Source organism: Mycobacterium kiyosense, assembly GCA_021654635.1.
Lineage (GTDB): Bacteria > Actinomycetota > Actinomycetes > Mycobacteriales > Mycobacteriaceae > Mycobacterium > Mycobacterium kiyosense.
Map to the genome: position 1 here is coordinate 1,621,176 of AP025179.1, position 12,073 is coordinate 1,633,248.

Annotated in this window: 5 protein-coding genes and 3 pseudogenes; 2 read left to right on the forward strand and 6 right to left on the reverse strand. The window is 68.6% G+C overall.

The window, feature by feature from the left end:
- The first annotated feature begins 94 nt into the window (after positions 1 to 94).
- Positions 95 to 2,338 carry a heavy metal translocating P-type ATPase gene (locus L6444_RS07675; protein WP_236981572.1) on the forward strand — a complete coding sequence of 748 codons (2,244 nt, stop codon included), beginning with the start codon at positions 95 to 97 and terminating at the stop codon, positions 2,336 to 2,338.
- Here the strand turns inward: L6444_RS07675 and L6444_RS07685 are convergent.
- From L6444_RS07685 to L6444_RS07710, 6 genes and pseudogenes are all read right to left on the reverse strand, one after another.
- Positions 2,291 to 6,384: pseudogene (locus tag L6444_RS07685) on the reverse strand (AMP-binding protein). The gene L6444_RS07675 and the pseudogene L6444_RS07685 sit on opposite strands and share 48 nt — an antisense overlap.
- A complete protein-coding gene (locus L6444_RS07690; protein ID WP_236983906.1) occupies positions 6,381 to 6,620 on the reverse strand; it encodes an acyl carrier protein in 240 nt (79 codons plus the stop codon). The pseudogene L6444_RS07685 and the gene L6444_RS07690 overlap by 4 nt, the downstream one beginning before the upstream one ends.
- A 4-nt stretch (positions 6,621 to 6,624) precedes the next feature.
- The gene (gene fadD10 / locus L6444_RS07695) at positions 6,625 to 8,190 is read right to left on the reverse strand and encodes a fatty acid--CoA ligase FadD10 (RefSeq protein WP_236981574.1); all 1,566 of its coding nucleotides are present in this window, start codon (positions 8,188 to 8,190) and stop codon (positions 6,625 to 6,627) included.
- A 25-nt stretch (positions 8,191 to 8,215) separates the two neighbouring features.
- Positions 8,216 to 8,776, reverse strand: coding sequence for an FcoT family thioesterase (locus L6444_RS07700; protein ID WP_236981575.1), 561 nt, complete (start codon positions 8,774 to 8,776; stop codon positions 8,216 to 8,218).
- Positions 8,773 to 9,642, reverse strand: coding sequence for a (3R)-3-[(carboxymethyl)amino]fatty acid oxygenase/decarboxylase (scoE, locus tag L6444_RS07705; protein ID WP_236981576.1), 870 nt, complete (start codon positions 9,640 to 9,642; stop codon positions 8,773 to 8,775). The genes L6444_RS07700 and scoE overlap by 4 nt, the downstream gene beginning before the upstream one ends.
- Positions 9,643 to 9,696: 54 nt before the next feature.
- Positions 9,697 to 11,134: pseudogene (locus L6444_RS07710) on the reverse strand (PPE domain-containing protein).
- Positions 11,135 to 11,262: 128 nt separating this feature from the next.
- Between L6444_RS07710 and L6444_RS07715 the strand changes: the two are divergent.
- A pseudogene (locus L6444_RS07715) lies at positions 11,263 to 12,073 on the forward strand (class I SAM-dependent methyltransferase).

A 12,073-nucleotide genomic window follows, 5' to 3' on the forward strand; every position in this document is an offset into this window, starting at 1 on the left:
GATGGCTGGAACTTATCGCCAGCCCGCAACGACTTATCTCTCTGGATCTCTTTGGATCCGGGATCAGAGGAGGTGGACGGCCACGATGTCGTCGATGACCGCGGCAACAGACGAGCTGCCCGCGCGTGTTCAGCGGGTGCAACTCGAGGTCAGCGGTATGTCCTGCGCCGCGTGCGCGCGGCGGGTGGAGTCGGCGCTGAACAAGGTGGCCGGGGTGCGGGCCTCGGTGAACTTCGCCACCCGGGTGGCGACCGTGGACGCCGGGGAGGACATCGGAGCCGACGAACTCTGCGCGGTGGTGGAGCGTGCCGGATACCGGGCCGAGCCGCGCCGCGCCGGTGCGTTCGACGCCGACCCTGACGCCGACCAGGCGCGCTACCTGCTGATCCGGCTGGCGGTCGCCGCGGTCCTGTTCATCCCGTTGGCGCATCTGTCGGTGATGTTCGCCGTCGTGCCCAGCACCCGGTTCACCGGCTGGGAGTGGGTGCTGACCGCGCTGGCGCTCCCGGTGGTGACCTGGGCGGCGCTGCCATTCCACCGGGTCGCGATGAACAACCTGCACGCCGGCACCGCGTCGATGGAGACGCTGATCTCGGTCGGCATCATCGCCGCCACCGTCTGGTCGTTCTACACCGTCTTCGGCGAGCACCCCCATGTCGAGCATCGCGGCGTGTGGCAGGCGCTGCTGGGCAGCGACGCCATCTACTTCGAGGTCGCCGCCGGCGTCACGGTTTTCGTGTTGGCCGGCCGGTTCTTCGAGGCCCGCGCGAAGTCGAAGACGGGCAGTGCGTTGCGCGCGCTGGCGGCGTTGAGCGCCAAGGACGTCGCGGTGCTGCAGCCCGACGGGTCCGAGCTCGTCATCCCGGCCGACGAGCTCGAGGAGCAGCAGCGTTTCGTGGTGCGTCCGGGTCAGACGATCGCCGCCGACGGCCTGGTGGTCGACGGGTCGGCCGCGGTGGACATGAGCGCGATGACCGGTGAGGCACGCCCGGTGCGGGTGCAGCCCGGCGCGAACGTCATCGGCGGCACCGCGGTGCTCGACGGCCGGCTGATCGTGGAGGCGGCCGCCGTCGGCGCCGACACCCAGTTCGCCGGCATGGTCCGCCTCGTCGAGCAGGCGCAGGCGCAGAAGGCCAATGCGCAGCGGCTGGCCGACCGCATCTCCGCGGTGTTCGTGCCGTGCGTCTTCGCCGTCGCGGCGCTGACGACGCTGGGCTGGCTGGTCGCCGGCGGCGGGCTGGACCGAGCCTTCTCCGCCGGGTTGGCGGTGCTGGTCATCGCGTGCCCGTGCGCGCTGGGACTCGCCACCCCGACGGCCATGCTGGTCGCTTCCGGGCGTGGCGCCCAGCTCGGCATCTTCCTCAAGGGGCACAGTTCGCTGGAGGCGACTCGCGCGGTGGACACCGTGGTGTTCGACAAGACCGGCACCCTGACGTCGGGCCAGTTGGCGGTCGGCGCGGTGGTGGGCGCGCCGGGCTGGGATGCGGCCGAGGTGCAGCGGTTGGCTGCGGCGGTGGAGGCGGCTTCCGAGCACGCGGTGGCGCTGGCGATCGCCGCGTCGACGACGGCGCCGGGGGCACCCGAACCCGTCACCGACTTCCGGGCGGTGCCCGGCCGCGGCGTCAGCGGCACCGTGGCCGGTCGTGCGGTGCGGGTCGGCAAACCGTCCTGGATCGCCCCGGCCTGCACCACCGCCGAACTTCTCAACGCCCGCCGGGACGCCGAATCACGAGGCGAGACACCGGTTTTCGTGGAGGTGGACGGTGTCCCCTGCGGGGTGATCGCGGTGTCGGACGCGGTCAAGGAATCGGCGGCCGGTGCGGTGGCGGCGTTGCATCGGCACGGCTTCCGGACGGTGCTGCTGACCGGTGACAATCCAGCCTCGGCGGCCGCGGTGGCCGCGCAGGTGGGCATCGACGAGGTGATCGCCGATGTGCTGCCCGAAGGCAAGGTCGACATCATCGAGCAACTGCGCGACGGCGGGCGGGTGGTCGCGATGGTCGGCGACGGCATCAACGACGCGCCCGCGCTGGCGTGTGCCGACCTGGGAATGGCCATGGGCCGTGGCACCGACGTGGCGATCGAGGCGGCCGACATCATCCTGGTCCGCGACGACCTGGACGTGGTGCCGCTGGCGCTGGACCTGGCCGCGGCCACCATGCGCACCATCCGGATGAACATGGTGTGGGCGTTCGGCTACAACATCGCCGCGATCCCGGTGGCCGCCGCCGGGCTGCTGAATCCCTTGATCGCCGGTGCCGCGATGGCGTTCTCGTCGTTCTTCGTCGTGTCAAACAGCTTGCGGTTGCGCAACTTTGCTACGTCCGCGCGCCAGTAGGGCGCGCAGTGGCTGCGGCTGAGCGTTGACTTCGGCGACGGTATCGATGGCCAGCTCGACCGTCGGGCGGTCCGACAGGTATTGGGCGTAGCTGCGCTCACCCAAGCGTGCGCCCAGGCTGACCCAGCCGTCCAGCACCGACCACTGCCGCGGGTTGCGCCGGGCCCAGTCGCTGCGATCGAGCCGCGCCTTCCATTCGGCGACCCCGACTTCCTCGAGCCCGTACCCGTCAAGAAATCCGTTGTAGGACACCGGCTCGCCGCGCAGTACGGTGAGCCCGCCGCCCAGCGCGCCCGATCGGGACGCAAGGTCCACGATGGCCGCCGCCGCGGCCGCGCCGGTGGTGATCTCTTCGGTCAGCGTCAGGGCAGGGTAGGCGCCCACCGCCAGACACGCGTCGACCAGCGACACGAATATGTCGGTGGAATTGGCCAATTGGTGTTCGTCACCCAGCACCCGGGGCAGGCGCACGAGGGTGAAATCCAGCGCGGGCGCTGCCGCGGTCACCACGAGTTCGGCGAGCGACTTGGCAGCCGCGTACGGATACGGTGCGTGCCGGGGATCGGTGACGCACGGCTGGGTGACGTCGGCGTTGACGACCAACGTCGACAGATGCACCAATCGGGCACCCTGCCGTGTGCAGGCTGAGGTGAGGGCAGTAACGAATTCGACGTTGGCCGAACGGAGTTCACGGTAGGGCACCAGCACATTGGTGTTGCCGACGCAGTTGATGACGGTGCGCGCGCCGCGCAGCAACGCGTCGAGTTCGTCGGAGTCGAACCGGTCCAGCGGTTGCAGCCGGATCCGGTCGGCGCCGCGCAGCGAATCCCACGGCTCGCGATGGGGGGAGGGCGGATCTGGCGGCGAAGACCACGTCGGGCAGGGACGCCCCCCGACCGCGTCAGGTCGAGGACCGCGCGCGCGAATCCGGTGCCGAGGATGCCCGAGGCGCCCAGCACCACGATCGACCCCGCGTCGCGATGCTGTGCAAGGCCGGCAGTTTGCGGTCTGCGCAGCAATGCGAGATCGCACTCGATCTGGGCTGCGGTGCCGGCGTCCAGCCAGCCCTGCGCGGCTTGGTCCTCGATCAGGTTGGCGGCGGTGTCGGCGCTGATCAGATCCAGCAGGGTGAGCGGGCGCCCCAGGTATGCGCGGGTCTGCGGCAGGATCCGGATCAGGTCCACCGAACCGACACCCGCCGCGAGCAGCGACGTGTCGGCCCGGATCGGCTGGTCGAGCTGCCGACTCCACATCCCGGCCAGCGCGGCCGCGGTGCCTGACGCGGTATCGGTTGCAGCGCAGTCATTTTGGGGCAAGTCGGGTAGGTTTTCGCTGTCCACCTTGCCGTTGGGCCGGCGCGGGAGGTCGGCGACGGCGACCACGAAGAACGACGGCACCCCAAGGTCGTGCAGCAGCAGCCTGATGCGGGCCGCCGCCGCGGAGTCCGTGCCGGTGCTGCGGGTCTGTCCGGTTTGGAACCAGACCCCGAGCCGACCGTCACGGGGCTCGACCGCAAGGTCGGATACCGCGGGGTCGGCGCAGACGCGCGCGAGGACCTCGGCGGTGTCGACCCGCTTGCCGCCGATCTTGACGATCGCGTCTTTGCGCCCGGAGAAGACCGGGAACCCTGCGGCGTCAAGCGATACCCGATCGGCGGTGGCGAAGGCGCGGCGCAGCGTCCCGTCGGCGGCGGCGACGATGCCGAAGCCACCGCCCTCGATCCCGAGGTAGCCCGCCGAGACCAGGTCGCCTACCACGACGACTTCGCCGAAGGCGGTGAACACCGAGCCGGGCAGCATGGGACGACCCACCCGGTTGCTGCCGGCACCGGTGATCGGCAGGTAGGTGACGACGACCGTCGTTTCGGTCGGGCCGTAGCTGGACACCAGCGAAATCCGCTGTGCTACAGCGTGCGCCAACCATTTGTCGATGGCGGTGGCGCGAACGGGTTCGCCCCCGACGACGAGCTGCCGCAGCGTCGAGCGACTGAGCGCCTCCAGCGCCGCGTCGTCGTCACACAGCAGCTGCCACCCGGCGGTCGGTAGGTCGGCCACCGTCACCCGAAAGGCGAGAAGGTCCCGGATCAGCGTGTCCAGCTCGCCGGACTTCATGCCCGCGGAGCGCACCAGTTCCGCCCCGCAGGACGCGGCGCCGAAGATCTCCTCGACACTGATGTCCGATGTCAGTGGGGCGCTTTGCAGGATGGTGTCGTTCGGCCCCCATCCGTAGGCGCGCCGGACCGCACGGCAGAACGCACCAAGGGAACCGTGCGTCACCCGCACCAGCTTGGGCTGCCCGGTTGATCCCGAGGTGGGCATCACGTAAGCGGTTCCGGTGGCGAGCCCCGGCGCGCGCCGCGCTGTTTCGAGGCGCCCGTCGACGACTTCGCGCCGGGCATCGTCGAGGACGGGCAGAGCAGCGGTTTGCAGATCGACGACGTGTGCGGTGTGCCCGGCGGCGGTGATGGCGGCGGCGCGCGGCGGCAGCTCCTCGACGCGGTCGCACACGCTGTAGCCGCAACCGGCGAGGTGGCAGGCGACCAGCAGGTCGATGGTCCGGTCGGTGTCGTCGTCGCAGCACACCACGACGTCGCCGAGTGCGACGCCGTGGTCGACCAGCCAGCCGACCCAGGGGCGCACGAACATTCGCCGTTGCACGAATCGGTCGACTGCTGGATCGGTGAACCATGCGGTGGCCGTTGGTGTTTCGGGTGGGCTGGCGTGGTTTCCCGGCCGCCGGGCGCCGTCGGCGTCGATGATGAACCAGTCGTCGACCGTCATCGCGATCGGCTGGCGCCACAGCTTGGGCATCGCCTGCAACGCGTCGGCGAGGCGTTGGGCGACCGCGGGTGGTCGCCCGTCACCCGACAGGTCCGCCCGGTCCCAGACGGCCAGCTGCAGGCACCGCTGCGCTTCGTCCTGTACGCATGCCACGGTCATGCCCTCGACGGGGCCGATGCGGGTCGCCACCGGCGCCTCGGTCAGCCACGGTCGAAGCTGCGGCGCGCACGACTGGCGGATGAAGTTGAGCGTCAACGCTTGCACCCCGGTGGTGCGGTTGATCGCCAGGTACATGCGGCGGTACTGCTCCTCGCGCAGCCAGCGCCGCCGGACCGCCTTGACATAGCTGCGGTCCAGCATCGCGACCACGTCGGCGACCGAGGCGAACGGCTGGAACCGGACCGGGTGCGCCACCGAGTTGACCAGGCATGTCGCCACATTCAGCTCGGGATCGCCGAACCGGTTGTCCACTGCGTGGACGACCAGGGATTCGGTGCTCTGGTGCAGGCTCGCGTCCACGGCCACCGCGGCGGCGGCCACCAACACGTTGAGCGGAATGTGCTCGGACTCGGAGAGGGCGACAAGCTCGTCGTAGCGGTCACCGCAGATCTGCACCGATTCGCGCAGCACCGCACGGCCGGCCGACACCGGCGCCCCACCCGGCACCGGCGGCTCCTGGGCCAGTTCGCGCTGCACCGTCGCGGACAGGCGCTGCAATGCGTCCACCACTTTGGTCGCTTCGCGCCGATGAGCCGCCGCAACCTTGGTCAGACCATCTGTGGCGCAGGGCTTCTCGGCGGCCTGCGCCAGGTGGCGGGCCAGGTCGGCCTCGATGATTCCCGTTGCGCCCCCGTCGAGCAGAATGTGGTGGGAGTCGACGTCCATCCCGCACACAGCGCCGTCGCCGTCGGTCCGCACGGTGTACCGCACCAGTGGCCGGCCCAGAATGCCGGACCGCCAGGTGCTGCTGAGTTCGTCGTCGTCCTGCGCGAACCGCACCAGGTCGGCGACCCCCAGCCGCGGCACCAGATCGGGGAAGCCGTCCCCGCCGGGCGCGGCCTGCAGAACGCAAAGCTGAATCGGATTGTCCAGCACCGAGGCTTCCAGCGCGGCGAGGAATCGGGCGGCCGGGAGGGGGCGGAACCGGTACCGCTTGCCGATCAGATACAACGAAGGATCGGCGTCCTGCTGCACCCCGTGATAGATGTTGCGTTGCGAGTAGGTCAGTGGAATGCGTTGCGCGCGAGCATGATCGGATTCGATCACGGCGCGGCTTCCAGCTCGGTCCCGGCCAGCTCCGCGACCCAGCCGGCGATCGACAGATTCTCCGCCAACCGGGCGGGCAACGCCGACTCGCGATCCACCCCAAGCCTTTTCATCAGCAGCACGCATCGCACCGAATCCAACCCGAGATCCCGCAGATCAGTGGCGTCGCCGTCGACGAGGTCGGTTTCGTCCACGTACAGCACCTCACAGACGGCGGCAAGGATGGTGTCGCGCAGGCGCTCAGCCACGGGCCATCGCTCCCACTGGTGCGTCGATCACCTTGGCCGCCAGCGAGGTTCGCATGACTTTGCCGGACTGCGTCCGGGGGATGTCGCTGACCAGCACGATGGTCGACGGACGGGCCGCCGCCTCGGACTCCTGCCGGAAGCGGGCTGCGATGGCCTGCTGCAGCTGTCGCCGGCCGGCTTCGTCGCATGCCGCCGCGGGTACCACCGCCAAACCGACCAGCGCCCCGAATTCGGCGTCGGGAATCTCGTAGCACGCCGCCTCCCGCACGCCCGGCACACACTCCGCGATCCGGTCCACTTCGTCGGGCGCGACGTTCACCCCGCCGCAGATGATCATCTCCGACGAGCGGCCCTTGATGTAGAAGAAGCCGTCGTCGTGGCGCTCCAGCAGGTCGCCGGTGTTCACCCAGCCGTCGCTGAGTACCTCGGCGGTGCGGTCCGGATTGTTCCAGTACCCCAGCATGTTGGCCGGGGACTTGATCCACAGCGTGCCGAACGAAGCCGAATCGGCGGCCCCGAAGCTTGGTGGCCGTTCGCCGTCGGCGGCGAGATAGACCTCGACGCCCGGGTAGGGCCGACCCACGGCGCCCGCCTCGATCCTGGTGATGGAACCGTCGTCGGTGGGCAGACACAATGCGGTGCAACCGGTTTCGCTCAGTCCATATACTTGCGCGGTGCGGACGCCGGTGGCCTCGACGAATCGCACATCGGCCGCGATCGCGCGGGAACCGCCGTAGCCGAGCAGCCGCAGCGACGGCAGCGTCGCGTCGTTAGCCTTGAGCTCCGAGACCAGTTTCGCCAGCAGCGTCGGCACCAGGCAAGTCGATGCCACGGCATTGCTAGCAAGGATCTGCAGCAATGACGTGGTGTTCTCGCCGCCGGTGATACAGCATCCGCCGCGTATCAGGCAGGTCAGAATCCACCAGAGTCCGCCGATATGGGTGGCGGGTAGCGGCGAATACGTGGTTTCGCCGTCCACCCAGCTGATCCAGTTCAATCCCTCGTTGCGCAGAATGTCCGGGATGGCATAGAACGTGCGGTTGGCCAGCAGCACCGCCTTCGGTTCGCCGGTGGTGCCGCTGGTGAAGATCATCGCCAGCGGATCCTCCGCCCCGAGGTCGGGGTAGTCCACGTCCGCGAAGTCCCCGGAAGAGGCGGAACCGGTTTCCACCGCGACGGTCGGCAGGTCGGCCAACGCGTCGGGCATATCCCTGGCGCCGGGGGTTGCCAGAACCGCGGTGGGCCCGGTGATTTCGGCGAAGCGGGTGATGGTTGCCGGCGGCAGGTTCGCATCGACCATGACGGCGATGGCCCCGAGCCTCGCGCAGGTCAGCACCGACAGGTAGGTCTGCGGCCCGTTGTCGGAGACGACCAGCACCCGGTGTCCTCGAGAGACACCTTGCGAGGCAAGGGTTTCAGCGTACCGCTCCAGTTCGGTGAACAGTGTTCCGTAGCGCAACACGGCGGTGCCGTCGACACGGCGCAGCGCGATCGCCTCGGGTCGTAGTCGTGCCTGATCGCGGACACGTTGCAGCACGGTGGGTGCTAACTGGGACATGACGTTTGACTTTTCTGCCGGAGGGTCAGGGGATGTTCAGGGCGGCCAGCTCGACCTCACCGGAGGCCGAACCGCCGTACTCGTCCCAGAACTCGATGGCGCACGGGACCGACAGGTAGCGCAAGGTGCGGTCGATGACTTTGAAGTTCTGGCACAACAGCCGCGCGGAGAACTTCTGGGCGTTGATCGGCCTGCGGAACCGCGAGGCGGTGTTCTTGATAAGCATGCTGGGCAGCTGCAGGTCGAAGTAATCGGAGATCGACCAGCCCCGCAGCACGGGAATCTCCTCGTTGAGGATGGCCGGCGCGAAGGCGCTGTAGGCGAGCTGGTTGAAGCACAGGATCAGCTCGGCGGCGTTGAAATGCCCGGTGCTGCGGATATAGGCGGATTCCTCGATGCGAAAATTGCCGACGGCGTAGACCGAGTCGGCGGTCGCCTGATATTCGGCGTCGAGCAGGTAGCGGCAGCCCTTGTAGGAATACGGCTCGAGTACCCGGACCAGCAGATCCTCGGGAATCGGCGCCGTGACTGCGGATTCCGGCGAAATCGCGGGCTGCGCGGTGGCCGGCACTTCGATGTGAGTCATGCCGCGTACCCCGGCGTCGCAAGGCCGTCCAGCATGGTCAGCCGGTGGGTGGTCAGCGTTCCCGAGGCGGTGCCGTGTTTGGCCCGGTGCATCAGAACCCGGTTGTCCCACAACACGATGTCGCCGACTTCGTAGTGCTGGGTGTGGATGAAGGGGGACTTGTATTCGGTGTCGAGCTGGCCGGTGGCCTCCATCAGCTCCTGCAGCACCGCAGGATCGAGCGGGTCGCCGTTGCGGTCCTCGATCTTGGTGGTGCCCGAGGCGCAGATGTAGAGAATCTCTTCCCCGGTCTTGGGGTGCCGGATGATGGTCGGCCACTTGATCGGCGGTGTGGTCCGGCTGATCTCGGCCCAGACTTCGCCGATCGGCCGGTATACGTCGCTGGGTCGAATCTTGATGTGGCGCCGCGGATCATGGGTGCTGACCGTCCCGCGGACCGGCTGCTGCTTGGCCGCGGGCAGCGACTCCCATACCTGGTTGAGGTCGATGAAGTAGGTGCCGCGGTCGTGGCCGGGCACGGCCAGCGGAACCACCATGGAGAAGGCGAACGGTTCCGGCATGAACATGTAGTCGATGTGCCAGAACGCCCCGGTCTTGGGAACGCCATGGCCTTCCTCGGTGGAGGAGACAAAGATCTCGGGATGCTGCGCGTGGTGGTACATCGGCTCGTAGTAGGGCACGATTTGTCCGACGATCCGTCCGAGCCGGATGAATTGCTCCGGGGTCGGGTGCACGTCCTTGAGGATCACCAGCTTGTTTTGGTAGACGATGTCGCGAATCTCTTCGGTGCTGATGTCGTCCAGGTTGCTGGGATCGATACCCGTGACTTGCGCCCCGAGTCCCTTGCCTTTCACGTTGAGCGTCATATCGTTTTTAACTCCTCGTTTGATTCCGGTTCATCTGCGTAGCGTTTGTGGTGGTCAGCCGGTCCTCCTGTCCGCCGATGTCTCGTCCGGGCGCCAGCCGGCGGGCAGCAGGGGAACGGTGACATCGGTTGCCGTCGAGGATGTTTGGACAATTCCGGTGGCCTGTGCGCCCGGGGCGGGGACGGTTCCGGCGAAACCGAGCGGGCCCGCGCCCCGATCGCTTCCGGTGGGTGCGGCAGCGGGTTGCGAGGCGGGAAGGTCGGCGGCGGCGTCGACGGTCGCGTCCAGGAATTCGTCGCGATGTCCGCGCACGCCCGCCCGGGCGCGCTGCCGGCGCCGGGCACGGACCGCAGCCTGGCTCGTCGTCGCCGCGGCGGCGGACCCGATGCGGTCGGCAACGTCGTCGGACGCTTTCGCCCCGGCCCGCGGGCCGAATCCGGTGCCCGGTGGCGCCAGGCCGGCGACGGCGTAGCTCAGCTCCGGCGGGGCGGGCGGTGTGCTCGCCGAAGCCGTGCCGGGTGTGCCGGGCGCGGAGTTACCGGCGCTGGAGCCGGGGCCCGACACAGTCGAAATACTCTGTACCACAGCGATATTCGGACTCGGCCCGCCGTGCCCGGCGGTCCCCGCCACGGCGGGGGCCTGCAGCGGCTCGGTCACCGGGCTCACATCGAACCGATGGGTCAGCAGGCTCAGGGCGCTCAACGCGCTGAGTGCGGGCGTGAAGAAGGGCAGCAACAGCAGCGAATACGACGCGTAGTACGGGTACCAGAGCACGTCGTACAAGAACAGCGCGATGACCGCCAGCGCGATGGTGGTGGCGGGGCTGAAGCCGAATTGCTGGAAGAAATCCAGGAAATGCTGGTACGGATCGGCGATGAAGTTCGTGATGTTCTGGACCAGTTGACCGAGGCCGCCGACGAGCTGGCTCGGGTCGGCCTGCGCCTCGGCAGCCGGCTTGAGGATCTGCGGTGCGGGCTGAGCCGGCGGGCTCGCCGCGGTCGCCGCTTCGGTCACGGCCTGATACGCCGCCATGGTGTCGGCCGCCTGAACCCACATGCGGGCGTAGTCGGCCTCGTTGACCGCGATCGGGATGGTGTTGATGCCGAAGAAATTCGTGGCCACCAAGGCGCCGTGCAGCAGGTGGTTGGCGGCCAGTTCGGCCAGGGTAGGCATCGCGGCGAGCGCGCTGCCGAACGCGGTGGCGGCCGTCTGATGAGCGGCAGCCCGCAGTGCGCTGTCGGCCGCGGATTGTTCGAGCCAGGCCAGGTAGGGGGCGTGCGCCGCCGCATATGCGGCACCCGAGCTGCCCGCCCAGCTGGCGCCGTGCACCTCGGCCAGCAGGCCGCTCAACTCGGTGGCCGCCAGCGTGTACTGCATGCTGAGCTGCTGCCACTGATCGGCGGCAGCAAGCAGCGCCCCCCGGACCGTGCCCAGCGCTCAACAACGCCGAATGCACCTCCGGGGGCGACGCCATCCAAATGGGGGCTGTCAGGACCCGACCTCACTCTCCCGTCTGCGAGGTAGTCGGCCCGGACGAGCAGAAAGTTCCCGGCTTGTCGGTCTCGCGGAGAGTTGCACGCATGTTCCGGACGGCCTCTCGGCGCTCTCTATAGTGCAGCCATGCCAGTGATCGACGCCCGCCATCTGGCAGGCATCTCCGAGACCGCCTTGCTGACGCTGTATCAGCGCGCGAGCGAGGCGGCCCGGCCCGACGGCATCATCGAGGACCCCCTTGGCCATCGCACTGCGCGACAGCCTCGACTACGACTACCAGAACTTCGGCAAGACCCATCAAGCAACGGCGTGGCGGTCGGTGATCTTCGACAACGCCGCTCGCGAGTATCTGCAGGCCTATCCCAAGGCCCACGTCGTCGCGTTGGCCGAAGGGTTGCAGACCAGCTTCTGGCGTCTGGACAACGGCGAGTTGTCTTGGTTGTCAGTCGATCTGGAGCCGATCGTGCGGCTTCGCCAGCAGTTGCTGCCCAGTTGCGAACGGCTGCATCATTGCGCGCAGTCCGCGCTGGACTACACCTGGATGGACCGGGTCGAGCGCACCGGCGGTGTGCTGATCACCGTCGAGGGCCTGCTGCAATACCTGCAGCGGGACACCGCTTTCGACCTGATCGCGGCCTGCGCCAAGCGGTTTCCCGGTGGCCGGCTGATCTTCGACAGCGTGCCCCGCTTGTTGAGCGCGTATTCGCGGCGATTCGGCGTCAAGCTCAGCGAGCACTACACGGCTCCGCCGATGCCGTTCTGGTTCACCGCGCGGCAATATGACGAGCTGCGGGCGCTTGCGGGTGTCCGGGCGGTGCGCGAGCTGCCGGTGCCGGCGGTGCGTGGCCGATTCCTGGCGCCGGCTACCGCGCTGCTTTACCGGCGGCCGCAATTCGAACGGTTCCGGGCCGCTCATACACTCGTCGAATTCGGCTGA